General features: G+C 59.9%; 28 protein-coding genes, 1 tRNA gene and 1 pseudogene. 14 read left to right on the top strand and 16 right to left on the bottom strand.

Going from position 1 to position 23544, the window contains the following annotated elements; genetic code table 11:
- The first annotated feature begins 22 nt into the window (after positions 1 to 22).
- From BT204_RS11360 to BT204_RS11345, 4 genes are all read left to right on the top strand, one after another.
- Positions 23 to 634: a LemA family protein gene (locus tag BT204_RS11360; protein WP_014717327.1), complete on the top strand. Its 612-nt coding sequence runs from the start codon at positions 23 to 25 to the stop codon at positions 632 to 634.
- Positions 635 to 652: 18 nt separating this feature from the next.
- Positions 653 to 1372, top strand: a complete 720-nt coding sequence (locus BT204_RS28280; RefSeq protein ID WP_072446849.1) for a TPM domain-containing protein — start codon at positions 653 to 655, stop codon at positions 1370 to 1372.
- A gap of 31 nt (positions 1373 to 1403) precedes the next feature.
- Complete coding sequence (locus tag BT204_RS11350; protein ID WP_034126537.1) at positions 1404 to 2021, top strand: TPM domain-containing protein; 618 nt, start codon at positions 1404 to 1406, stop codon at positions 2019 to 2021.
- A gap of 220 nt (positions 2022 to 2241) precedes the next feature.
- A complete protein-coding gene (locus BT204_RS11345; RefSeq protein WP_072446847.1) occupies positions 2242 to 3459 on the top strand; it encodes a class I SAM-dependent methyltransferase in 1218 nt (405 codons plus the stop codon).
- 553 nt (positions 3460 to 4012) lie between these two features.
- Here BT204_RS11345 and BT204_RS11340 read toward each other — a convergent pair.
- The 3 genes from BT204_RS11340 to BT204_RS11330 all read right to left on the bottom strand — a co-directional run bounded on the left by BT204_RS11340 (position 4013) and on the right by BT204_RS11330 (position 8197).
- Positions 4013 to 6565 (bottom strand): TonB-dependent receptor, encoded by a 2553-nt coding sequence (locus BT204_RS11340; RefSeq protein WP_072446845.1) that lies wholly within the window; start codon positions 6563 to 6565, stop codon positions 4013 to 4015.
- Between the two features lie 127 nt (positions 6566 to 6692).
- A complete protein-coding gene (locus BT204_RS11335) occupies positions 6693 to 7661 on the bottom strand; it encodes a FecR family protein (protein WP_072446843.1) in 969 nt (322 codons plus the stop codon).
- Positions 7658 to 8197 carry an RNA polymerase sigma factor gene (locus tag BT204_RS11330; RefSeq protein WP_072446841.1) on the bottom strand — a complete coding sequence of 180 codons (540 nt, stop codon included), beginning with the start codon at positions 8195 to 8197 and terminating at the stop codon, positions 7658 to 7660. The genes BT204_RS11335 and BT204_RS11330 overlap by 4 nt, the downstream gene beginning before the upstream one ends.
- Before the next feature lie 168 nt (positions 8198 to 8365).
- On the opposite strand from BT204_RS11330, the gene BT204_RS11325 reads away from it, so the two are divergent.
- Positions 8366 to 8698, top strand: coding sequence for a YegP family protein (locus BT204_RS11325; RefSeq protein WP_034126542.1), 333 nt, complete (start codon positions 8366 to 8368; stop codon positions 8696 to 8698).
- Between the two features lie 47 nt (positions 8699 to 8745).
- Here BT204_RS11325 and BT204_RS11320 read toward each other — a convergent pair whose 3' ends face one another.
- Complete coding sequence (locus BT204_RS11320; RefSeq protein ID WP_072446839.1) at positions 8746 to 9624, bottom strand: dihydrodipicolinate synthase family protein; 879 nt, start codon at positions 9622 to 9624, stop codon at positions 8746 to 8748.
- Positions 9625 to 9654: 30 nt separating this feature from the next.
- Positions 9655 to 10437: an aldolase gene (locus tag BT204_RS11315; protein ID WP_034126544.1), complete on the bottom strand. Its 783-nt coding sequence runs from the start codon at positions 10435 to 10437 to the stop codon at positions 9655 to 9657.
- A 160-nt stretch (positions 10438 to 10597) separates the two neighbouring features.
- On the opposite strand from BT204_RS11315, the gene BT204_RS11310 reads away from it, so the two are divergent.
- Positions 10598 to 11125: a helix-turn-helix domain-containing protein gene (locus tag BT204_RS11310; RefSeq protein WP_054898731.1), complete on the top strand. Its 528-nt coding sequence runs from the start codon at positions 10598 to 10600 to the stop codon at positions 11123 to 11125.
- 122 nt (positions 11126 to 11247) lie between these two features.
- On the opposite strand, the gene BT204_RS11305 is transcribed toward BT204_RS11310, so the two are convergent.
- Complete coding sequence (locus tag BT204_RS11305) at positions 11248 to 12264, bottom strand: DUF4917 family protein (RefSeq protein WP_072446837.1); 1017 nt, start codon at positions 12262 to 12264, stop codon at positions 11248 to 11250.
- Positions 12265 to 12387: 123 nt separating this feature from the next.
- Here BT204_RS11305 and yiaY point away from each other — a divergent pair, with 123 nt between their 5' ends.
- Together yiaY and BT204_RS11295 are read left to right on the top strand one after the other, a co-directional pair.
- Positions 12388 to 13536, top strand: coding sequence for an L-threonine dehydrogenase (yiaY, locus tag BT204_RS11300; RefSeq protein ID WP_072446836.1), 1149 nt, complete (start codon positions 12388 to 12390; stop codon positions 13534 to 13536).
- A gap of 86 nt (positions 13537 to 13622) precedes the next feature.
- The gene (locus BT204_RS11295) at positions 13623 to 14297 is read left to right on the top strand and encodes a Rossmann-fold NAD(P)-binding domain-containing protein (RefSeq protein ID WP_060764400.1); all 675 of its coding nucleotides are present in this window, start codon (positions 13623 to 13625) and stop codon (positions 14295 to 14297) included.
- Here the strand turns inward: BT204_RS11295 and BT204_RS11290 are convergent.
- Positions 14269 to 14745: a DMT family transporter gene (locus tag BT204_RS11290; RefSeq protein ID WP_054917607.1), complete on the bottom strand. Its 477-nt coding sequence runs from the start codon at positions 14743 to 14745 to the stop codon at positions 14269 to 14271. The two genes, BT204_RS11295 and BT204_RS11290, sit on opposite strands and share 29 nt — an antisense overlap.
- Positions 14746 to 14813: 68 nt before the next feature.
- Here BT204_RS11290 and BT204_RS11285 point away from each other — a divergent pair, with 68 nt between their 5' ends.
- The 4 genes from BT204_RS11285 to BT204_RS11270 all read left to right on the top strand — a co-directional run bounded on the left by BT204_RS11285 (position 14814) and on the right by BT204_RS11270 (position 17507).
- Entirely contained in the window at positions 14814 to 15740 is a 927-nt protein-coding gene (locus tag BT204_RS11285) for a LysR family transcriptional regulator (protein WP_072446834.1), read from the top strand.
- Between the two features lie 15 nt (positions 15741 to 15755).
- Entirely contained in the window at positions 15756 to 16172 is a 417-nt protein-coding gene (fos, locus tag BT204_RS11280) for a fosfomycin resistance glutathione transferase (protein ID WP_054917612.1), read from the top strand.
- A 46-nt stretch (positions 16173 to 16218) separates the two neighbouring features.
- Positions 16219 to 16860, top strand: coding sequence for a LysE family translocator (locus BT204_RS11275; RefSeq protein ID WP_034126551.1), 642 nt, complete (start codon positions 16219 to 16221; stop codon positions 16858 to 16860).
- Positions 16861 to 16979: 119 nt separating this feature from the next.
- On the top strand, positions 16980 to 17507 hold the full coding sequence (locus tag BT204_RS11270) for a DUF4142 domain-containing protein (protein ID WP_003189402.1): 528 nt from the start codon (positions 16980 to 16982) through the stop codon (positions 17505 to 17507).
- A gap of 91 nt (positions 17508 to 17598) precedes the next feature.
- On the opposite strand, the gene BT204_RS11265 is transcribed toward BT204_RS11270, so the two are convergent.
- The 8 genes and pseudogenes from BT204_RS11265 to BT204_RS27875 form a co-directional block, all read right to left on the bottom strand.
- Entirely contained in the window at positions 17599 to 18099 is a 501-nt protein-coding gene (locus BT204_RS11265) for a methylated-DNA--[protein]-cysteine S-methyltransferase (RefSeq protein ID WP_072446832.1), read from the bottom strand.
- Positions 18100 to 18196: 97 nt separating this feature from the next.
- On the bottom strand, positions 18197 to 18529 hold the full coding sequence (locus BT204_RS11260) for a hypothetical protein (protein WP_054898755.1): 333 nt from the start codon (positions 18527 to 18529) through the stop codon (positions 18197 to 18199).
- Positions 18530 to 18614: 85 nt separating this feature from the next.
- Positions 18615 to 18730, bottom strand: a pseudogene (locus BT204_RS27370) (type II toxin-antitoxin system HicB family antitoxin); the annotation flags it as partial.
- 107 nt (positions 18731 to 18837) lie between these two features.
- Positions 18838 to 18911, bottom strand: a tRNA-Gly gene (locus BT204_RS11255).
- A 113-nt stretch (positions 18912 to 19024) separates the two neighbouring features.
- The gene (locus BT204_RS11250; RefSeq protein WP_072446831.1) at positions 19025 to 19909 is read right to left on the bottom strand and encodes an alpha/beta fold hydrolase; all 885 of its coding nucleotides are present in this window, start codon (positions 19907 to 19909) and stop codon (positions 19025 to 19027) included.
- A gap of 304 nt (positions 19910 to 20213) precedes the next feature.
- Positions 20214 to 20906 carry a pseudouridine synthase gene (locus BT204_RS11245; RefSeq protein WP_054917624.1) on the bottom strand — a complete coding sequence of 231 codons (693 nt, stop codon included), beginning with the start codon at positions 20904 to 20906 and terminating at the stop codon, positions 20214 to 20216.
- Positions 20896 to 21108 (bottom strand): cysteine-rich CWC family protein, encoded by a 213-nt coding sequence (locus BT204_RS11240; protein WP_034126556.1) that lies wholly within the window; start codon positions 21106 to 21108, stop codon positions 20896 to 20898. The genes BT204_RS11245 and BT204_RS11240 overlap by 11 nt, the downstream gene beginning before the upstream one ends.
- 8 nt (positions 21109 to 21116) lie before the next feature.
- A complete protein-coding gene (locus BT204_RS27875; RefSeq protein ID WP_155290838.1) occupies positions 21117 to 21284 on the bottom strand; it encodes a hypothetical protein in 168 nt (55 codons plus the stop codon).
- A 67-nt stretch (positions 21285 to 21351) separates the two neighbouring features.
- Here BT204_RS27875 and BT204_RS11235 point away from each other — a divergent pair, with 67 nt between their 5' ends.
- Positions 21352 to 21711: a hypothetical protein gene (locus tag BT204_RS11235; RefSeq protein ID WP_019818497.1), complete on the top strand. Its 360-nt coding sequence runs from the start codon at positions 21352 to 21354 to the stop codon at positions 21709 to 21711.
- 157 nt (positions 21712 to 21868) lie between these two features.
- Complete coding sequence (locus BT204_RS11230) at positions 21869 to 22321, top strand: DUF3757 domain-containing protein (RefSeq protein ID WP_054897618.1); 453 nt, start codon at positions 21869 to 21871, stop codon at positions 22319 to 22321.
- Here the strand turns inward: BT204_RS11230 and BT204_RS11225 are convergent.
- Entirely contained in the window at positions 22307 to 23419 is a 1113-nt protein-coding gene (locus BT204_RS11225) for an enoyl-CoA hydratase/isomerase family protein (protein ID WP_054917625.1), read from the bottom strand. The genes BT204_RS11230 and BT204_RS11225 overlap by 15 nt on opposite strands.
- Positions 23420 to 23544 lie beyond the last annotated feature (125 nt).

Here is a 23544-nt window from a genome sequence, read left to right as displayed (position 1 = left end):
CAGATCGGGCAGGAGAAACACTATGCAAGCAGCACACACTTATCGCTGGGGCTTCAAGGCTGCGGCGCTGTTACTGATCAGCAGCGTGCTGAGCGGTTGCGGCATCAACAACATCCCGACGCTGGACGAACAGGCCAAGGCCGCCTGGGGCCAGGTGCAGAACCAGTACCAGCGCCGTGCTGACCTGATCCCCAACCTGGTAGAAACGGTGAAGGCGTATGCCGCCCACGAGCAGGAAACCCTTACCGCGGTGATTGAAGCGCGGGCCAAGGCCACCTCGATCCAGGTGGATGCCAGCACCCTGGACAACCCCGAAAAACTCAAGCAGTTCCAGCAAGCCCAGGATGGCCTGAGCGGCGCACTCAGCCGTTTGATGGTGGTGTCCGAGCGTTACCCGGACCTGAAGGCCAACCAGAACTTCCTGGCCTTGCAATCGCAACTTGAAGGCACCGAGAACCGTATCGCTGTGTCTCGCCGTGACTTTATCCAGGCCGTACAGGCTTACAACACCGAGATCCGCACCTTCCCGGGCCGCCTGTGGCACAGCGTGATGTACAGCGACTTGCCGATCCGCGCCACGTTTGAAGCCACCAGCGCCGATGCCGATAAAGCGCCGCAAGTGAAGTTCAAATAAGGCTGCACTGAGGTGTCGATGCGTTTATTACGGATAGGCCTGGCGCTGTGGCTGTTGGCCTGCGTGGGCGTGGCCCAGGCGGCACTGAGCTTCCCGGCGCTGACCGGGCGGGTGGTGGACAGCGCGCAGATGATCGACCCGGCGGTGCGCGAGCAACTGACCCAGCAACTGCAGGCGCTGGAGCAGACCTCGGGCGACCAGTTGGTGGTGGTCACCGTGCCCGACCTGCAAGGCGTGCCTATTGAGGACTACGGTTATCAATTGGGCCGCCAGTGGGGCATTGGCCAAAAGGGCAAGGACAACGGCGCGCTGTTGATCGTCTCCCGTGATGACCGCCAATTGCGCATCGAAGTCGGGTATGGCCTGGAAGGCGTGCTGACGGATGCGCAATCCTGGGTGATCATCAACCAGGTGATCCTGCCCAAGTTCAAGGCCGGCAATTTCAGCCAGGGCATCAGCGACGGTGTGGCCGCGATGATCCAGGTGGTGGGCGGTGAGCCCTTGGCGGTGCCGGCCCATGTGGCGGATGCGAACTTCGCCATGGATAATCCCGGTTTTTCCATCGGCCTGTTTATTCTGCTGATCGGCGTGCTGTGGCTGTGCAATCGCATGGGCTTGCCAGTGGGCGCTATCCTGCTGGCGATTCTCAACAGCAGCGGGCGCGGCGGCGGCGGTGGCGGTGGTTTCCGCGGCGGCGGCGGTGGTTTTGGCGGTGGCGGGGCTTCGGGCAGCTGGTAATGACAATAACGAGAATAGAGCATCTACAACCATGGCATTACTGACTGAACACGAGCAGCGCCAAGTCGCCGAAGCGATCGCCCGGGTCGAGAAAACCACCGACGCGGAGTTGGTCACCGTGCTGGCGGCGCGCGCCGACGACTACGCCTACATTCCGTTGCTGTGGGCGAGCTTGATCGCGTTGGTGGTGCCGGGTGTGGTGCATTACCTGTCGGGCTACCTGACCATGTACACCTTGCTGGTGGCGCAGTGGGCGACGTTCATTGTGCTGTGCCTGGTGTTCCGCTTGCCCAAGGTCACTACTCGGCTGATCCCGCGTTCGGTACGCCACTGGCGTGCGTCCAACCTGGCGCGGCGGCAGTTTCTGGAGCAGAACCTGCACCACACGGTGGGCAGCACCGGGGTGCTGATTTTTGTCAGCGAGGCCGAGCGTTATGTGGAGATCCTGGTGGATGACGGGATTTCCAAGCGCCTGGATGACAGCAATTGGGACGCTATTGTCCAGGCGTTTACCCAGCAAGTTAAACAGGGGCAGACGCTGGCCGGGTTCATCGCCTGCGTTGAAGCCTGTGGCGAGTTGCTCAAGGTGCATGTGCCCGTTACCCAAACCCGCAACGAACTGCCCAATCGCCTGGTCGTACTCGAATAACTGCTTTTTTGTAGGAGCGAGCTTGCTCGCGAAAAACTCATCGACGCCGCGTTCATTCAGGACACCCGCGTTATCGTTGACGTTTTTCGCGAGCAAGCTCGCTCCTACACAAGGCAGCATCCTTATTCGGGTTGATTGACCGTTGATCAAATAACCCCGTGCCCTGAACCCCCATCCCGCCTAAAATGCCCGGCATTCTTTACCCGAGGCGTTTTTGTTCATGTCCGTCACCGCTCAACCTGCCCGCCCTGCGCCGGATCATCATGCCCAGTTCATCGAACTGTTGAGCGCAAGCTTGGCCCAGAACGCTTTTATCAAGCTGGTGCTGGCCAAGTACGTCGGTGAGGAAGCCGAGTTGCAGCGGCTGATCATCAAGCCGGTGGTGGTCAAGGAGCAGCCTTGCCTGTCGTTCGTCTATCGCTACAAGACCCGCGACATCACCAAGAACTTCCCCTTGGCCGACGGCGTGGCGGCGATCGCCGAGCTGTTGCCCAGCTCGTTCAAGAACGCGCACTTGCTGGCGCTGACCGACGAAGCCCAGTTGGAATACAGCAAGAAGAACAAAAGCTCGCTGTTCAAAAGCAAACCGCAGCAACTGCGCGAGGCGCCTTCGGCTGAGCATAACCGCGAAAAAAATCGCTTCCTCGACCTGAGCCGGCCGTTCCTCGCCGACCTGGGCGTGACCGACGCCAAGCAGGCGCTGATCCCCTCGATGTCGCGCAAGTGGAAGCAGATCAACAAGTTCATCGAAGTGTTCAGCCATGCACTGACGTCGTCGCCGTTGCAGCTCGATCGCCCGGTGCGTGTCGCCGATTTCGGCTCGGGCAAGGGTTACCTGACCTTCGCCATTCACGATTACCTGCGCAATACCCTCAAGGCCGAGGGCGAGGTCACCGGTGTCGAGTTGCGTGAAGACATGGTCACCCTCTGCAACAGCGCCGCCGCACGCCTGGAGCACCCGGGGCTGGTGTTCAAATGTGGCGATGTACGCAGCGTGGCGCCCAGTGAGCTGGACGTGATGATTGCCTTGCATGCCTGCGACATCGCCACCGACTACGCGATCCACACCGGCATCCGTTCCGGTGCGTCGATCATCATGTGCTCGCCGTGCTGCCACAAACAGATCCGCCTGCAGATCCAGAGCCCGGCGTTGCTCAAGCCGATGCTGCAATACGGCCTGCACCTGGGCCAGCAGGCGGAAATGGTCACCGACAGCCTGCGCGCATTGTTCCTTGAAGCCTGTGGCTATGAGACCAAGGTGTTCGAGTTCATCTCGCTGGAACACACCAACAAGAACAAGATGATCCTGGCGGTCAAACGTGCCGAGCCTGTGGACAACGCGCAGCTATTGGCAAAAATCCAGGAGCTCAAGGCGTTTTATCACATCACCGAGCACTGCCTGGAAACCCTGTTGCGCGGGGATGGCTACCTGGCCTGAAATGGGCGCGGTTCCCTGTGGGAGCTTGCTCCCGTGACGGCCCCGGCGGCCAGCGCATATCTACCTGACGCCCCGCGATCCAAATGTGGGAGCTGGCTTGCCTGCGAAGACGGCCTGACAGCCGACCGGGATGTGGGATCAGACTGAGTACATATCCGTTATTTAGGTAACGGCCACTTAGGGTTCCGCCCTGACGGCGGCTCACTTTGCAAAAGCGGCAAAGTAAGCAAAACGCTCTTGCCCCACCACTCGGCACCTCGCCTAGGCTCGGTGTGCCCGTAATCCGCCAGTGATTTTGGGGGCCGCCGCCACGCGCCATCCATGGCGCGGGGCGGCTAAACCGGCATCCCTGCCGGTTTACCCCCCAAATCACTGGCGAATTCCGGCCAGCGTGGTTTAACGGGGCGCCTGAGATCAAGATCACAAGCAGATCAAGATCAAGAGCGGCTCGCTTCGCATCGTGGTTACCGGTGGCTGCGGCGAACTGCACAGTTGTGTAGATACCTATGGCTATCGCAGGCAAGCCACACACACATTTGGAATGCGTGTGTGCTTAGAAGAACCGCGTCACGCTGATCTTCGCATCACGCCCCTTGGTGTACGCCCGGTCGCCGCTCAAGGCCGGGCGGAAGTTTTTGTTGAACAGGTTGTCCACCGTGAAGTTCACCTCGGTGCCTTTGAGATATGCCTGCTGCGGTGTCCATTTGGCGAACAGGCCCTGGGTGTTGTAGCGCTTGTTGCCGTACTGGTCGTAGAACACATCGCCGATGCTGGAGCCCGGGCCGCCAGAGTATTTGTCGCTGGGCAGGCGGTCGGTGGCGCCGATGAATTGGCTCATCCAGCCCACCTGGGCATCCCAGGCCGGGATGTGAGTGCCCAGTACCAGTACCCATTTGGTCGGCGGAATATCCCGCGCGGCCACGTCCGGGCCCCAGGGATTGGTGTAGGCGCCTTGGTGCTGGCCCTTGGCATAGGCGAACGACACCGAGCCAAACAGGTAGGTGGAGTTGTAGATCGATTCGAGCTCAACGCCCTTGATGGTCAGGCTGCCGATATTGCGGTAGTTGGACATCGGCCCAGGCGGGCAAGCTGAAGCGATGCTGCCGCCATTGACAGCCTGGTTCTGGCAACCCACGCCGGTGGCCTTGAAGATCTCGTCTTCGACTTTGTTGTGAAACAGGGTGGTGCGCAGTTGCAAGTTGTCGTCCTGGGCGAGCAGGTTATCGAAGCTGGTGATGTTGCCCAGGGTGATCGAGGTGATGCGCTCCGGGTCCAGGTCGACGCTGGTGGCGGTGCGACTGCCCACGCCCTGCACTTCGTATTGTTCGTCGATCACCGGGGCGCGCCAGGTCTGGCTCCAGTTGGCGAACAGCCCCACACTCGGCGTCACGGTCCAGAATAGCGCCAGGCGTGGCGACCAGCCAGTGTAGGTGCGGTCGCTGTAGTCGTGACCCACTGCCGGGTTGTTGTAGTAGGGCGCATCGTTGCCTTCGCCGCGGTTGCGCACATGGTCGTAGCGCAGCGACGGCGTGATCGTCACGTCGCCCAACGTCACCGCGTCCTGGATAAAGAAGCTGTTGGTATCGACTTTGCCGTGGGGCATGAAGCCCGGCTGGAAGTGCCCGTAGTTGTAGCGCGGCGTGTTGTAGGTGGCGCCGGGCATCCACATCTCGGTTTCGCGGGTGTGCTTGCGGATTTGCCCGCCGACCGTCACGGCATGCTGCAAGGGGCCGGTGTCAAACAGGCTGACGTTACGGATATCCAGGAGCTTGTCGGTGTAGGCGGTGTCCATCTTGCGCCCGCCGGTGGCCAACTGGAAAAACGCCGTGGCGTCACGCTCATCGGTCTGTTCGGTGTTGGACTGGGAATACTTGATGGTCAAGTCCACCAGCGGGTTGTCCAGCGGCTGGTATTCATACTTGCCCGACCAGGTGGTGTCGACCGTGTCACGGTGGGCGAGGAAGCGCTTCAACGCGCCTTCGTAGCCGTAGCGGTCGATGTTGAACTGGGTTGGCGGCGTGGGGTAGCTGGCGGCGGAAAACGGGGTCCAGCGGTTGCTGTGGGAGCGCGAGTACGACAGCCCGACACTGTGCTCATCGGTAAAGTGCGCGTTGACCTTGAACAGCTTGCCGTCCACATCCTGGGCGCTGTTGGGCAGGCGCTGGGGGTTGATCGGGTACTCATTGTTGTCGTTGGGCAATTTGGCGGCCACCTTCATATCGCCGCCGTCGCGTTGGGTCAGGTAGGCCAGCGCATCGAAACGGCCGTCGTCGGTACGGCCATAGACGGCACTGCTGTAGACCTGTTCATGGTCGTTGCTGGAGTAGCCATATTTGAGCATCGCACCGCTGTTGCGGCCGTCCTTGAGCAGGTCCGGAGCGTCCTTGGTGACCATGTTGACCGTGCCGCCGAAGCCGCCATTACCGGTGAACGGCGAGTTGGGGCCTTTTTCCACTTCAATGCGCTTGATCAGCTCGGGCTCGATAAACACCGTGCCTTGCTGGTAACGCTCAAAGCCTGTCTTGGTGGCACCGTCAACGGTCAGCGGCACGTCTTCGGCATCGCCGAAACCACGGATGTTGATGGTCTGGCCGCCGGGCTTCAGCGAGCCGCCCTGGCTGACACCGGGCAAGGTCTGCAACAGGCTGGGAATGTTATTGGACTGGTAACGGTCGATGTCGGCCTGGGTCAGGGTGGAGCGGTTGACGGTGCTGGCGTTTACCTCATTGCCAGTACCGATCACGCTCAGGGTGTCCAACTGGATCGCGCCACCGGTGGTGGTTTTGCCCTCGTCGGGGCGCACCACATAGGTACTGCCGACCTTGATCAGGTTGAGCTCACCGTTTTTGAGCAGGGAACGGATGGCCACTTCCGGGGTGTAGTTACCGTCAAGCGCTGGGGCCTGCACGTTCTTGAGCAGGGTTTCATCGAACAGCAGCTGGATTTTCGCTTGCTGGGCCACCTGGCTCAGGGACGTGGCCAGCGACTGGGCCGGCAGGTGCAGCTTGAGCGACTCGGCTTCGGCGCTGAGGCTCAAGGCCAGGCACGTAGCCATGAGTGTCGGTCGAAGAAACAGGTGCGAAGCGTGGCAAGGCGCGCGAAACATGAAATCCCCCGGAGCGGCTAAATAGCCAAAAAGGTGTGCGTATCAAACACAGACAGGAGGAAGACGGGGCAGGCAAAAAAAACCACACATGCGAATGCAAAATATTCTCATGTGTGGTTTCTGCCGTTTATTTGCTCGGCTCGATTCTCATGATGCCATCCGCCGAGAGCACGGTTTTCACTGGCAACAGCGCGGGCAAGGCGTTGAGCAGGGCGTCCGGGTCGCTCACATCAAGGTTGCCCGACACCTTGAGCTGCGCGACGGCCTTGCTGACCTGCAACGGCGTTTGTGGACGGTAGAGGCTAAGTTCGTCGATCAGGCTGGCCAGCTCTCGATTGCGAAACGACAAATGCCCGCTGCGCCAATCGGCGATCTCTTCGGCGCTGAGGCTTTGCGATTGCACGGTGCCTTTGGCGTAGTTGTATGAGGCCCGTTGCTGGGCGTCGAGCAGGGTGACGGGGCTTTCGCCATTTGGCGCGAAAGCGACCTGGCCATGGGCAACGCTGACCACCAATTGCTGCTGCCCACGGCGCACATCGAAAGCCGTGCCCACCACCCGTACGCTCGACTCGCCGGCCTGCACGTAGAGGGGGCGTTCCTTGTCGGCGGCCACTTCGATGTACAGCTGGCCTTTGTCCAGATGCAGCACCCGTTGATGGGCGCTGAAGTCCACGCGGATATGGGTGTTGGCATTCACATACAAGGTACTGCCATCTGGCAGATTCAAAGTGCGCATGCCCTTGGCATGGGTGGCAACCTGGTTGTGATACAGCTCGCGCGGTGCGCCGATAGAGGTCGCCAGCACGGCGCAGAGCAGAGCAGCCGCCATCGCCAGGGCAGGGCGCCAAAGGCTGGGCTTGCGCTTGGGCAGTGCCAACGGTTTGTTCAATTGTTGCAACTGGGCGAGGTCGGCCCACAGCTGTTCGAATTCGGCATAGGCGCGCGCATGCGCGGGCACCGCCTGCCAGTCGGCAAAGGCTTTACGGTCGGCGCGGCTTGCTTCGTTGCGGTTGCGTGCAAACCAACTGGCGGCTTGGGCGTCGATGCAATCGCTCGCTTGGCTGTCCAGCGCGTCTGTGTCGCTCGGGCGGTTCATTCTGGCTGCTCCGTGCCGGGGGCGGGTTGAAGGCGGCGCTTGCAGTGCAGCAGGGCAAAGGCGATGTGCTTTTCCACCATGCTGGTGGAGATGCCCATGCGCGTTGCTATCTGCGCCTGGCTCAAGCCTTCGAAGCGGTGCAGCATAAGGGCTTCTCGTCGGCGCGGCGAGAGTTCGGCAAGGACTTCTTTCAACTGTTCCAGGCGTTGCAGGCGAAGGGCGGCGGCCATGGGGTCGTTGTGCTCGTCGGTGACCGGCTCGGCATCCATTTCGGCGTGATCAGGGTGGACGGTTTGCCGTACCTTCTGTTTGCGCCAGTGATCGCGCAGCAGGTTGCGCGCCATCTGGAACAGAAACGCCCGTGGCTGCTCGACCTTGGCACGGTCGCGGTAGACCAGCCATTGGGTAAACACATCCTGGGCCATGTCCGCCGCGTCGCTGGCGTTGTCCGTGCGTTTACGCAGGAAATACAGAATGTCTGCATAAAACCCGCGACAGGCATCGGCCGCCGACGGGTCGGGCTGGGGACGAGACATGGATACCCTTCTTGACGAAGTACGACGTGGAAAAGTCGCGAATGATATCGAGAATTATTGTCATTTGTCTCCAGCTAAATAGATCTCCCGTGTTTGGCTGGAAAAAATTGGGGCATGGCCTTTAATCCTACAAGTTTGGGAGCGATATCCCACTCAAAGGAGAAAGTCATGGCTGGATGGTATGAGTTGAGTAAAAGCAGTAACGGGCAGTTTCGTTTCGTGCTTAAGGCGGCGAACGCAGAAACCATATTGACCAGCGAGCTTTACACCACCCGCGGTGCTACTGAAGCCGGCATTGCTTCAGTGCAGACAAACAGCCCACATGATGAACGTTATGAGAAAAAAGTGGCCAGCAACGGCCAACCGTTCTTCAACCTCAAGGCGGCCAATCATCAAGTGATCGGCAGCAGTGAGCAGTACACCTCTACAGCCGCACGAGACAATGGCATTGCCAGCGTCAAGACCAATGGTCCCAGTGTCACTATCAAGGACAAGACCTGACAGTTGTGCAAGAAGACCTGCACCCGGCTCGCGAGAGCCGGGCGTTTTTATACCGATGACAGCAACGCTTTGAGCTGTCCGATCCCTGCCTCACCCAACGGGAACACCGGCAAGCGCGGATTACCCACCTCCAACCCGGTCAAGCGCAACCCGGCCTTGATCGTCGCCGGCAGCCCGCCTTTGAGGATGAATTGCAGCAAGGGCAACTGTCGGTAGAACAGCTCCCGCGCCTTGTTCAAATCATCGGCCAGTACGGCCTGATACAAGCTCAGGTTCAGTTGCGGGATCAGGTTCGGCGCCGCGGTGCACCAGCCTTTGGCGCCAGCCGCGAAGGCTTCCAGCGCCAGCGGGTTGCAACCGTTGTAGAACGGCACGTCACTCTGCAGTTTCAACTGGTGCATGCGCTGGATGTCGCCAGTGCTCTCCTTGACCATGGTCACGTTCTCGACCTGCTTGAAGATACGCAGGATCAGCTCCACCGACATGTCGGTGCCGCTGGTGGCCGGGTTGTTGTAAAGCATGATCGGCACGCCGATGCTGTCGCCGATGGCGGCGTAGTGAGCGAGGATTTCCGCGTCACTGAGTTTCCAGTACGAGGCCGGCAGCACCATGACCACATCGGCGCCGTGCTCTTCGGCGTAGCGGGCGCGGCGCACGGCCTTGGCGGTGGTCAGGTCGGACACGCTGACAATGGTCGGCACGCGCTTGGCGACTTTCTTGATGCTGTAGGCGCTGACTTCATCCCACTCGGCATCGCTCAGGTAAGCGCCTTCGCCCGTGCTGCCCAAGGGCGCAATGGCGTGGACGCCGCTGTTGATCAAGCGGTCGATGGAGCGCCCGAGGGCGTCGAGGTCAACGCGCTGGCCGTCGGCGCTGAAGGGCGTGATGGTGTAGCCGATGATGCCGTGAATGGTTGGGTTGGACATGGGGGAAACTCCGGTCGAAAAGGGGGGCAATCAGTTCAGGCAATCGGCGTGCTTGCGCAGGTTTTGCCGGGCGTAATAGTTGAACGCGGCGCCGTGGCGTTTGGGTTTGGAGATCCAGTCGTGGGCCTCGCGCCCCAGCTCCGGCAGGATCGGTTTGACGGTACCAGCAGACATCGCCAGCAACTGCAACTTGGCAGCCCGTTCGATCAACTGCGCAATCACGCAGGCTTCTTCGATGCTGGCCCCGGTGGACAACTGGCCGTGGTGCGAGAGCAGAATGGCGCGCTTGTCGCCCAGGGCCGCGGTGATGATTTCCCCTTCTTCATTGCCCACCGGCACGCCGGGCCAGGCCTCCAGGAACGCGCAATCTTCGTACAGCGGGCAAAGGTCCATGTGCGACACCTGCAACGGCACTTCCAGCATCGACAGCGCGGCAATGTGCGTGGGGTGTGTGTGGATGATGCAGTTTACATCCGGGCGGCCGCGGTACACCCAGGTGTGAAAACGGTTGGCGGGGTTGGGAATGCCATGGCCTTCCAGTACTTCGAGGTCTTCGTTGACCAGCAACAGATTGCTGGCCGTGATTTCGTCAAAACCCAGGCCCAGTTGCTGGGTGTAGTAGGTGCCGGGCGTCGGCCCACGTGCGGTGATCTGCCCGGCCAAGCCGGAGTCGTGGCCGTACTCGAACAGGATTCGGCAGGTCAGCGCCAGCTTTTGCCGGTCGGTCCACGTATTATCTGCCAGGCTGTTTTGCATCTGGCTCAGTGCTTGCTTGACCAGTTGGTCTTTTGGGAGTGCTAATGTCTTGGCCATATCGGTGTCCTTTGGGTGGTTCAATGGACGTCGGATTTGCTGGTCGCCCGCTGCTCGCAAGGTCGTTGGGTGAATGCAAATGACACTAAAGATGCTATATGACACTTTGTGTCATTGGCAAACCTGTCTCATCGCTTTCTGCAGGGATTAACCGCAGCACATGTCTATCCGCTTGAAAATATTAAGAAAAAAACTTGGCGTGACCCTGGAGGCCTTGGCCGAAAAATCCGGGATGACCAAGAGTTACCTGTCGAAAGTCGAACGCGGGCTTAATACGCCATCCATCGCTGCGGCGTTGAAACTTGCCAAGGCGTTGAACGTGAAGGTCGAAGAACTGTTCAGCGAAGACAACGTCAGCCTCGACAGCTACAGCCTGGTGCGTAGCCATGAGCGGCCCGACACATCGCCGGGTTATGCGGTGCTGGCCCACCAAGTCAGCGAGCGCAGCCTGCTGCCGTTCATCATTTATCCGCCGGCGGAGTTCACCGACAAGACCTTCAAGGAGCACCTGGGGGAGGAGTTTTTATTCGTGCATGAAGGCCAGGTTGAGGTGGATTTCATGAACGAGCGCGTGCTGTTGGCGCGCGGTGATGCGCTGCATTTCAACGCGCAGAAACCCCACCGGATTCGCTCGGTGGGAGAGGTGCAGGCGCAGTTGCTGGTGGTGGTGCACAGCGCTGAGGAGTGAGACTGATCCCGACTTGAAATGCATTCAATGTGGGAGCTGGCTTGCCTGCGATAGCGGTTTATCGGTGCCCAATCTGTCGCTGACCCACCGCCATCGCAGGCAAGCCAGCTCCCACATTTTGCTCAGCGTTCTACAGGGACGGACAATGCCGGATTGCCCAGTGGGTGCGTACGCGCGGTAAAGAACCTCAGTTCCACATTAGAGCCCTCGAACAGCTCCATATACCGCCGCTTCTGCTGACGAACAAACCCATCACTGCGCCCCGACACCGAGATCGCCAGGGTGCTGATGCTGGCCTGGCCGATAGCATCCACCAGGTGTTTATCCTGCGGCCCCAAGTCATGGCCGAAGATGCACAGCGCGCCTTCATGGCTCAACAGCTGTTCATAACAGAACGACAGATAATCCGAACTGCGGATACTTTTGAGTTTCTCCTGCACCTTGCCTTCACTGACAAACAGCGGCACATCGTCGAGGGTCTTGATCGTGTTGTTGATGGCAAAACTGCTGAGCAGGGTGCTGTCGGTGGACGGCAATTTGCGCGCCGTGCCGTCGAGGTTGCGCACCAGGTGCAGGCCTCCGTGCAGGTACAGGATGCGGGTGATGTCGGTGCGCGTATTGCGCAGGTCGAAGCTTGAGTCGGCGCTGCGAAACAGGTCGTCGATACCCGGTGCGTGCAGGGTCGCCCAGTAGTTGAGCAAATCGTAGTTACTGGTGAAGACGGTGGCGTAGGTGGCCAGCTCCGCGTTGATCGTCGCCAGCGTCGACGGTTGCACCAGGCGCCAGGGAATGTGCACGGCATGGATGGTGTTGATCAGTGCTTCCTTGATCGCGTAGTAACGGTTACGCGGCGCCGCCGAGCTGACCGCCAGGGCCTTGTTGACCCGGCTGGTGGTTTTCAAGGCGCCCAAGGCTTGCTCGAAACTGCGGGTTTGCAAGGCGTCGAACACGCTGAGCTCGGAGGCGCTCAGGGGTTTTTCTTCGACGGTACGGGCGTTTTCGAACAGCGAGTCGTAGGCAAAGTCTTCCCAGATCGTGCGGCTGGCGCCGTTGCCGATCAGAATCCCGCTGAAGTCGACGGCAGCGCGCAGGGAGCTCCAGTCTTCAAGGTGGGCGTCAATATCCTGGAAATCCTTCATTGCGGCGGGTCTACTCGAAATCGGCTGGGGGGTGACTTTATCACGAGCCGGCATTGATCCTGATCAAGATGCGCCACGCGGTACAGGTTGATTCTGTCGGCATAAAGCCTTTGAGGATTGATCATGAGCAGCACGTTCTTTATCCCCGCCGTCAACATCATGGGCATCGATTGCCTCGACGAAGCGATGACCGCCATCCGCAACTACGGCTTTGGCAAGGCGTTGATCGTCACCGACGTCGGCCTGGCCAAAGCCGGTGTGGCCGGCATGATCGCCGAGAAGCTGGCGATGCAGGATATCGACTCAGTGATCTACGACGGCGCCAAGCCCAACCCCAGCGTGGAAAACGTCGAAAAAGGCCTGGCGTTACTGCAACAGAGCGCCTGCGATTTCGTCGTGTCCCTGGGCGGCGGTTCGCCCCATGACTGCGCCAAGGGCATTGCCCTGTGCGCCACCAACGGTGGGCGTATCGGCGACTATGAAGGCGTGGACCGATCGAGCAAGCCGCAACTGCCGCTGGTAGCCATCAATACCACCGCTGGCACGGCCAGCGAGATGACGCGTTTTTGTATCATCACCGACGAAAGCCGCCACGTAAAAATGGCCATCGTCGACCGCAATGTCACGCCGTTGCTGTCGGTCAACGACCCGGCCCTGATGGTCGGCATGCCCCAGGGCCTCACCGCCGCCACGGGCATGGATGCGCTGACCCACGCCATCGAAGCTTACGTGTCCACCGCTGCGACACCGATCACCGACGCCTGCGCGATCAAGGCCATCGAATTGATCAGCGTCAACCTGCGTCTGGCGGTGCGCGACGGCACTGACAAGGCCGCACGGGAAAACATGGCCTACGCGCAATTCCTCGCCGGTATGGCCTTCAACAACGCGTCCCTGGGTTTCGTGCATGCCATGGCCCACCAACTGGGCGGCTTGTACGACTTGCCCCACGGCGTGTGCAACGCGGTGCTATTGCCCCATGTACAAAGCTTCAATGCCAGCGTCTGCGCCAAACGCCTGAGCGACGTGGGCCGGGCCCTTGGCGCAGATATCAAGGGCATCACCGCCGAGGAGGGCGCCCAGGCTGCCATCGCGGCGATTCGTCGGTTGTCACAGGACGTGGAAATCCCTGCGGGCTTGCGTGAGCTTGGCGCTAAGTTGCAGGACATTCCGTTGCTGGCCAGCAATGCGTTGAAAGATGCCTGCGGGCTGACCAACCCGCGGCGGGCGGACCAGCGTCAGATTGAGGAGATCTTTCGTAGCGCTTTTTGATAGGGGCAGCCTATGGCAGCACGCGGTAAGCTACACGCTCAATGCATTCAAGCATCAAGCGTGCGGCGTGCCGCTGAGGTCCCTTCATGAGAGTTCTGTTATTCGGCGCCACCGGCATGGTGGGCCAGGGTGTGCTGCGCGAGTGCCTGCTGGCGGTCGATGTGCAGGAAGTGGTGGCCGTCGGCCGCACGCCCTTGACCCAGGAGCATGGCAAGCTGCATCAGGTGTTGCACAACGACATGCTGGATTTCCACCCCCTGGAAAACCTGCTGCAGGGTTTTGATGCATGTTTCTTCTGCCTGGGTGTTTCGTCGGCGGGCATGAAGGAGGCGCGCTATACCCACCTCACCTATGACCTGACCCTCGTGGCGGCCAGCACCCTGGCGCGGCTCAATCCGCAGATGACCTTTATCTATGTGTCCGGCGCCGGCACGGACAGTTCCGAAGCCGGCAAGTCGATGTGGGCGCGGGTCAAGGGCAAGACCGAAAATGCCTTGCTGCGCTTGCCGTTCAAGGCGGTGTATCTGTTCCGCCCCGGGATCATCCAGCCGTTGCACGGTGTGCGTTCGAAGACGCCGTTGTACCAATCCTTCTACAGCGTGCTTGGGCCGGTGCTTTCGTTTGTGCGGCGACTGAAACCGGATTGGGTGGTGAGCACCGAGACCGTCGGCCGTGCGATGTTGCAGGCGGCCAGCCAAGGCGCGCCGCAGCCCGTGGTGGAGCAGGCCCAGATCAATCGCCTGGCGGCTGAGCGCCGCTGAGCTGAATCAGCGCAACGCCGCTGATCAGCAGTAACGCGCCCAACGCCCGGGAGGTTGTCAACTGACGTTCCACCAGGCCGAACAGGCCGAAATGGTCCAGCAGCAACGACGCGAGAATCTGCCCGGCCATGGCCAGCGCAATGAAGCCCGATGCGCCGAGCTTGGGCAGCAGCATCAACGCCAATGAAATAAAACACACGCCAAAGGCACCACCGGCCCACATCCACAACGGTGCCTTGCTGATAAAGGCCAGGCTCGGCAGGGGTAAACGCATCGCCACAATCACCGGCAGCAGCACGATGATGCTCACCAGTAACGACGCCAGGGTGGCCCACAACGGATGGCCGAGCCCGCGCCCGAGGTTGGCGTTGATCGCACTCTGAAACGGCACTACCGCGCCGGCTAACACCGCCAGCGCTAACAAACCTACCCAATGCAACACAGTCATCTCGACGCTCCCAAAGGTTTTGCTGGACTCTAGGGTATTCGTCGCGCAAATTTAAATTCCAAATTCTTATGCTGGACATGCAGTTGATGAATGATCTGCGCCGCGTCGACCTTAACCTGCTGGTGATCCTCGACGCTTTGCTCAGCGAGCAACACGTCACCCGCGCCGCCGAGCGCCTGCACCTGAGCCAGCCGGCGGTCAGCCATGCGTTGGCACGGCTGCGCGATATGCTGGGCGACCCGCTGCTTATGCGTCAGGGCGGCACACTGGTGCCAACCGCCCGCGCCCTGGAATTGGCGGCGCCATTGACCGAAGCTCTGGCCCAGGTGCAGGCATTACTGGCGCCGAATCGTTTTGACCCCACTTCTGCCAAGCGCCGCTTTCGTGTGGCGATGTCGGACTACAGCGCGGCGATATTCCTGCCCGGTTTGGTTCGCGTCCTACGCCATGAAGCGCCCGGTATCGACTTGCAGATCATCCAGGCCAGCCGCGAAGGCATGGTTGAGGGTGTGCTCAATGGCGATCTCGATCTGGCTGCGGGCGTATTCCCCGACATGCCCGCCGAACTGCGGACTACGCCGCTGTTCGAAGAGCATTACACCTGCCTGGTCGACCCCACCAGCCTTGCGCCCAACGGAGTGCTGGACCTGCCGACATATCTGTCACGCCCCCATGTGCTGCTGGAGATGCGCGGCAGCGGCACGCCAGAAATCGAACGGGCGCTGACGGCCATTCGTGAACGCCGCCACGTGGCGATCAGCCTGCCGCACTGGAGCGTGGCGCCGCAGTTGATCCAGGGCACGGACCTGATTCTGACGGTGTCGTCCCGGGGTTTGATGAATATCGACGCTCGGCAATTGCTGGCCGTGCCACCGCCGTTTCATATTCCGTCGTTTGCCTTTGAGCTGGCCTGGCATACGCGGCGGGGGGGGGATGTGGGGTTGCAGTGGTTGATTGGCAGGGTGGTGGGTGTATTGTCCGCAGACCCACGATAACGCGAGAACACCTAGATGCTCAGCGGTTTCAACCACCTGACCCTGGCCGTCGCCGATGTGCCGCGCAGCGTCAGTTTCTATCACGACCTGCTGCGCCTGCAGCTCGACGCAACCTGGGATAACGGTGCCTACCTCTCACTGCCTGGGCTTTGGCTGTGCCTGTCGCTGGACCCGTTGCGCTCGGCTGCTCCGGCGATGGATTACACCCACTATGCGTTCACTGTCGATGCTGCTGATTTCACTGCCTTGGTCGAACGCCTGCGCGCCGCCGGCGTACAGGAGTGGCGAGACAACCGCAGTGAAGGCGCATCGTTTTATTTTCTCGATCCCGACGGCCATAAGCTCGAGGTTCATGTCGGCGATCTGGCCTCGCGGCTGCAAGCCTGTCGCGCCCAGCCCTATGCTGGAATGAAGTTTTACCCACCGCGCTGAAACATGCAGAATCGTTCACCCTCAAGCGTCTGTCGGAGCGTCTACCATGACCCCATCCTTGCTGTTCGCCGTGCTGGCTTCGGGTTTTATCTACGGCATTACCCCTGGCCCCGGTGTCCTGGCCGTATTCGGCATCGGTGCGGCCCGTGGCCGGCGTGCCGGGGCAGGATTCTTGTGCGGTCATTTGCTCGGCGATGTGGTGTGGTGCAGCACGGCGCTGATTGCCATCGTCGGTGCGCGAGAAGTCGGCAGCAGTGCCTTTGATGTGCTCGGCGTACTCAGCGGGGTGTATTTATTCTGGCTCGGCTGGCGTGCGATCCGCACCCAGCGCCGCAATAGCGATGCCCCTCAGGGCGCGGCGCGCCATCCGTTCTGGCACGGTATTCTGTTTGGCTTGACCAACCCCAAGGCCTACCCGGTTGCCGTGGCGACGTTCACCGCGTTGCTCTCCAGCCGAGCCGAGTTGTTGACTTGGTCGATGCTGCCGACCTTGATTCTGTTGAGCTTTATCGGTGGCTTGCTGGCCTACGCGATCCTGATTGGCGTGGTGGGTGCCCAACGGGTGCGCACGCTGTATCAACGCCATGAAATCCTGATCACCAAGCTCTGCGGCGTGATGTTTATCGGCTTCGCCCTCAATGCTTTGGCGCACGCATTGCCGGGCCTGTTCGGCAGCAAAGCGGCCTGATGCGACGACGACCGTTCGTCGCCCAGGTAAGTTTTTTCTAAACCTTTACCGCCCTGAAAATTCGAATTCAGGGCGGGTTGTATGCTCCCGCGCCTATTTTTGCCCTGGAGGAACCCATCATGAGCCGCATGGCTATCCGGTTACGCACCGCCAGTTTCGCGATGCTGCTGGGCCTCGGCGCCAGCAATGCTTTCGCCCAGTCGCCTGCAGAATTCATCGAGCAGGCTTCGGCCAAAGGTATGGCCGATATCGAAACCAGTCGCATGGCCCACGCCAAGACCTCGTCCCAGGAAATCAAGGACTACACCATTGAGGTCATCAACGAGCGCACGCTGGCCAACCAGCACTTGGCGGCGATCGCCAAGAAGCTTGATTTGCCAGTGGCCCCACGGGAGAAGATCGTTGATAAAGCCGAAACCCTGATGCCTGAACTCAAGGACGGCGATTCGTTTGACGCTGCCTATACCGCGCAGCAGGTCAAGGAAAACGAAGACGCCATCGCCCTGTTCCAGAAAGAAGGCGCGGCGTCGGATGTGCCAGAGATAAAGGCACTGGTGGATGAGACGCTACCCAAGCTTGAAGAGCGCTTGCAAAAAGCCCGGGCCCTGGCGTCGACCTACGGTAAGGGCCATCAAGGCGACGGTTGAGGCCGCTGCCCGATCTGAAAAACGGCGGTGGGAGGGGACTCCCACCGCCGTTTTCATGCCGGGTTTCAGACGGGGTATGGGTCAATACCGCCTATAACGCCAGTTCCGTCTGGCCTGTGCCTTCAAGTGCGAGTAAATACTGCTTGGCTGCCAACCCGCCCGCGAACCCGGTCAGTCCGCCGGAGGCGCCGATCACCCGGTGACATGGCGCAATGATTGAAATGGGGTTGCGCCCATTCGCGGCGCCGACGGCGCGCACGGCTTTGGGGTTGCCGATCTGCTGTGCGATCTGGCTATAGCTGCGGGTTTCGCCGAAGGGAATGGTCAGCAGTGCTTGCCAGACTTGCTTCTGGAAGTCAGTGCCGGTGAAGTCCAGTTCCAGTTCGAAGTGGTTACGCTTTCCGGTGAAGTATTCCTGCAATTGGCGCTCGGTTTCCAAGAGCATTGGGCTGTCGTCGGCTTCGATCAATTCACCCAGGCGCACGCGATTGGCACGTTCTACTTCCCAGAGGATGGCGTTGAGTTTGCCATCCCGCGCCACCAGAGTGAGTTCACCGACAGGGGAAGGCATGAGCTTGTATTGGTAGTCCATGAGCAGTTTCCTTGAAGGGCGTTGATGGGGACGACGCCACTGTAGTTCCACCAAGGGGGCTGGGAACTACGTTTCTTGCGGTCAAATTCTTGCCAAACTAGACATTCCAGTAAACCCAGTTGGAATAATAGGGGTACCAGTAGAGCCAGGCGATAATGTAAAGGGCCTTGAGTACGGACGCTGTACTTAACATGACCATAGAAATGACGTTGAGCAGGGTGACAAACAAAGCGAACACAGCCACGCGTGGGGTTGCGTGACGCCAGGCAAACCTCACGCCATACGCTGAGGAGGCAATCACTCCTGACTCCAGCAATAATCCGAGGGGGAAGGGCAGCCGTACAAACGAGACCAGCAGCGGCAAAACCAACACCCAGCCGGCTACTTGGCACAGGATGATTTTGGGTGTGGCTTTTTTGGTGTCCAGCATTGCCATGTTTCCGAACTCTGGGCCGATGAGCCTACATTATCGTGAGGTGTTGCCGGTCTTCCTGTAAGACTTTGCTTAGGCGTACCTATCGCTCCTGCTGTAATACTTTTCGCGCTGCGAATGCCAGAAACCCCGAGCAGCTTTTTCCTGTGGATGATTCAACACGTATTCAACGATGCGATTCAACAGATAGCCGAGCAGCAGATGAGTGCTGGAGACTAAATTTTAGGCATAAAAAAACCGGTCACCAAGGACCGGTTTTTTGTGCAGCCTCCGCCAGAAACCCCTGACGCAAGTGCAAATCTGAGTGGAGCGGGTAGAGGGAATCGAACCCTCAACTAAAGCTTGGGAAGCTTTCGTTTTGCCACTAAACTATACCCGCTCAGAGCGGCTGACTTTGTACCAGATGTTCAGCTGGATTTGAAGTTTTTCTTTGAAAAATGTGAGAGTTGCGTGTGGCGACAGAGCTTGCTCGCCACAGTGTCAGGCCTGATTTCAAAGCGCCCATGCATGCTGCGCCTGGCCCTGGCTATACCGTAACGGGCTTGCGGGCCGCTGCCCTTTCAAGAAGCCCACCACGGCCTCACGGCTGTCGCGGCACGCGGCTTTATGTTCCATGTCCAAGAAGTGTCCCGTTGCCTGAATGGTGCTGAAGCTGCTCTTGGCCACATGCTGGCCAAACAGTTTGGCGTCGTCTGCACTGGTGTATTCGTCCCACTCGCCGTTCAAGAACAACACTGGAATATCGATCTGCCTGGCTGCCTTGAGGTAGCACTGCCGGTCGCTGTTGAGCACTTGGCTGATGTGAAAGTGCATCTGCCCGTATTCGTGTGCGGCCAGGTTGCTGACATGGCGGTAGTTGAAGCGTTTGAACAGCGAAGGCAGGTGCTTGCCGATGGTGCTGTTGACCAGATGGCCGACGCGGTCGCGGTCGAGGTTGCCCAGGTAGTCGACGCCACGTTCGAGGTAGTCACGCATGGGCGCATTGATCACCGGCGAGAATGAGCTGATTACGGCTTTTTCTACCCGACGGGGTCGCTGTGCGAGGGCAACCAACGTGGCGGCCCCGCCCCAGGAGAAGGACAATACGTGTTCAGCGGCGAAGTGGTCGAGCAGTTCAAGGAGGATCTGGCCTTCGACTTCCTTGGTAAGCATCTGCTCATGACGGTTATGGATTTTGGAACGGCCAGCGTAGGGCTGGTCGTACAACACCACATTGAATTGCGGGTACAGGCTTTTCACGGTTTGAGCGAAGGACGCTGTGGTCGCCATTGAGCCGTTGACCAGGACGATGGTCTTTGCCGCCGCGTCCGCGCGATAGAACTCCGTGTACACCCGATACTGACCCTGTATATCCAGCACAGCGATTTCTGGCCTCATGTCGTAAGACTCCTGGCAAGCGGGTAGTGCGCGCAGATCACTCTGCACGAGCTTTATGACAGGTAGGCATACGCCTGGAAAATGAGGGCCCATGTCGGTCCGATGACGGCTGGCCGGCGGGTGTTGTTATGGCGGGCGGTTTGCCGGGAAGGCCCGAGGATCAAGCGCGGGCGAGGCAAGGTGTTTCTTGGAGGTTATAGGCGACTCATCAGTCATTATCTGGCTGAAGCCCTGATTCAAGCAGTACGGAACGCATGTCGCAAGGCGACGGGCTGGTTTTTTGCCATCATCGGCTGAACGGTCGTCAGACTTTTAGGATCTCTTCGTCAGTCAGTGGCCGATACTGACCCGGCGCAAGCGACGCATCGAGCACTAAGGGCCCCATTCGCTCGCGGTGCAGGCCGATCACCTTGTTATCAAAATGACCGAACATGCGTTTGACCTGGTGATATCGGCCTTCGATGATGCTCAACCGCGCTGTCCTGGGGCCCAGCAGTTCAAGTTCGGCAGGTTGGGTGGTGAGATCTTCGAAAGCGAAATACACGCCCGCCGCGAACGTCACCGCGTACTGCGGGTTGATGTCCTGTTCGGTTTGCACGTGGTACACCTTGGGCAACTTGGTCTGCGGTTGCGTGAGGCGCCGCGACCATTGGCCGTCGTTGGTGATCAAGATAAGGCCGGTGGTGTTGAAATCCAGGCGCCCGGCGATATGCAGTTCGGCTTTGTCCGGTTCGTCCAGCAGGTCAAGGACCGTGGAGTGTTGCGGGTCCGACGTGGCGCTGACGCAACCCCGGGGTTTGTGCAGCATGAAATAGCGCGCCGGCTTGCCCGCTTGCAGGATTTCACCGTCAACGCAGACCTGGCTGAATTCACGTACGTCATGGTGAGGATCGCTGACCGCAACCCCTTCAACGGTCACCCGGCGTTCCACCAGCAACAGGCGCACTTGCTTGCGATTGAACTGTGGCAGGTTGCTGAGGAAACGATCAACGCGCATTGCGGTTACGCAACTGTTCGTCCACCTGGGCGCAGCGTGGGCACAGGCAGGCTTTATCACGCAACTCATCCGGCAGGGCTTCAAGCACCGCCGGGTCGATGATGACGCCGTAGCACCAGCAGGCTTGATCGGCAGTGCGCGGATCGGCCAGGGAGCAGTCGTTGCGGGCACCACAGGCGGGGCAAAGGGTCGGTGTGATCATGGGTCGGTTCAGAAGGGAATCGGGTAGGGCGCGTTAGTTGTTGCACGATACAGCGCGGCTGCGCGGCATTCCATCATCATGGCGTTTTGGCGGGCTTTCACTTCGTCTGAAACAGGTGTTTCCAGTTGTGTCGCGAACGCACCAGATTCGGTTTTTGATGTCAGATGTTTCGTCATTCAGTGAAAGCTGAATGCCGCTCGCCAGCGTCGCTGGAGGAGCTCTTCCGCGGTCCAGGAGGCCGCCATGTATCGACGACTGCTGCTCATCGCTTTGCTCGGCCTGACCCTTTCAGCCTGCGTGCCCTATTACGATGGAGGCGCTACCTACTATCGCTCCGAGGTCTACACCGCGCCGGCGCCAGCCTATTACTACGGCGGCCCGCGTTATTACCCTTCTGGGCGCAGCTATTACGCGCCAGCGCCTCGCTACTATGCGCCACAGCCTCGCTACTATTCGGCGCCGCGCTACTACCAACCGGCCCCGCGCTATTACCCCCGCGCCGGGTACCGGCCCTACCCAAACCAGGGGTGGGGCGACCGCTGGGGCAATGGCGGGCGTGGACGCGGTTCCGACCACGGAGGTGGCCGCGGCGGTCACCGTTAAATATCTTGAAAAACAAGCGGCGCATCATGCGCCGTTTTTTATAGGTACCGTATGTCCGTACTGTCAGATTTAACAGCTATCTTTGAGGCGCTAGCTGTACTTCACTAACGAGGAGCCTTGTGCTTTTGCGTGGTGAGACTGAGCAGATGGAAACCCTATGTTCAAACAATTGATTTGCGTGCTCCTGCTGATGAGCTGCTTCATTGCATCGGCAAGAGCGGAGCAAGGCTGTCCTTATCCGTCGCAGGTCGCGTATGCAGACGGCCATTATCGCGCCCAGGACAATGGCCTGCGCTGGCAAAGCCCGAAGGTAGCGTCGCGTGGTGTTGTCGACGGGTTCATTGGCGCAATCTTCATGCCGGGCGACGGCGAGGAGAGAGGAAACGGCTACATGGACAAGTGCATCTACCGCACCAGTTGGAACGGTGTTGTAGCGTTGAGGCCAAGCAGCGGAAATGAGGTTATCAACATGTCGTTGACCAGCACCTTGTATTGGAGGCTGCAGCCCGATGCGTTCGAGTTGCCGGTGTATACGTGCGAGGACAGCCAGCCGGACAATTGCGCTTTCAAGGTCAACGACAAGCGTACAGACCTGTCAGTAGTCAGATAAATCCGCCAGAGGATTCCTACCTTCCCAGGCCTTGTCAAAGTGCGCCTGCACCACCGTTTCCGGGAGTGTGTTGATATCCGGCCAGTGCCAACGAGGCGCCTGGTCTTTGTCGATCAGGCGCGCCCGAACCCCTTCGGCGAATTCCGGATGACGGCAGCAGTTGAGGCTCAGGGTGTATTCCATCTCGAACACCTGGGCCAATGAGAGGTGACGGGCACGCTGGAGCTGTTCCCACACCAGATGCGCCGTCAGTGGGCAGCCCTCACTGAGGGTTTTGCCGGCCCGGCTCAATAGCGGGTCGCTGTGGTCGCGCAGCAGGCTCAAGGCGCGCCAGGCACACCGCACATCTCCTACATCAAGCCATTCGTCGATCTGTGCGCGGCGCGGTAGCCATTGCGCTTCGGGTTGATCACTGTTTGCCTCCTGCGCCAGGGCCTTGAGCAAGCTGTTGAGTTGCATCGCGCTCTGTTCCTGCCAGTTCAGCTGCAGCAGGCCATCGAGCAGATCGTCTTGCTGGTCATCACGCAGGAAACGGTCGGCCAGGCCCAAGTCCAGCGCGTCGCGACCGTTGATATGGGCGCCGGTGAGGCCCAGGAACAGGCCGAGCTTGCCCGGCAAGCGGGACAAGAACCAACTGGCCCCCACATCCGGGTACAAGCCAATGCTGATTTCGGGCATGGCCAAACGACTGCTTGGCGTAACGATACGCACGGCGGCGCTTTGCAACAGGCCCATGCCGCCGCCCAATACATAACCGTGGCCCCAGCAGATCAACGGCTTCGGGTAGGTGTGCAGGCGGTAGTCAAGACGATATTCGGCGGCAAAAAACTGCGCGGCCAGGGTCGGAACTTCGCCCGGCTGTTCACGGCAAGCCTGAGCCAGGCTGCGCACTTCGCCACCGGCGCAAAAAGCTTTGGGGCCGTTGCCGCGCAGCAGCACGCAGACGATCTGCGGGTCTTTGGCCCAGGCCTCCATGCGCTCATCCAGGGCCAGAATCATCGGCAGGGAGAGGGCGTTAAGGGACTTTGGCGCGTCCAGGCTGGCGATACCGATGCGAGCGCCGCCACTGCCGGTCAGTTCTTCGAAATGCAGGTTCATCGTGGCCTCAATCGAGAAGGTGAAGGATGAGTATGATCCCTTCGTGGGAAAGTGCCGGTGCTGTGTCAGATCAATTGACAAGCGGGGTCGGCTTTCCTAGGGTTCGCCTCATTCTTTTTTACAAG

Origin of the sequence: Pseudomonas sp. NFPP02, from assembly GCF_900119355.1 — a bacterium.
Taxonomy (GTDB): domain Bacteria; phylum Pseudomonadota; class Gammaproteobacteria; order Pseudomonadales; family Pseudomonadaceae; genus Aquipseudomonas; species Aquipseudomonas paracarnis.
This window is presented reverse-complemented; position numbering and strand designations above follow the sequence as displayed.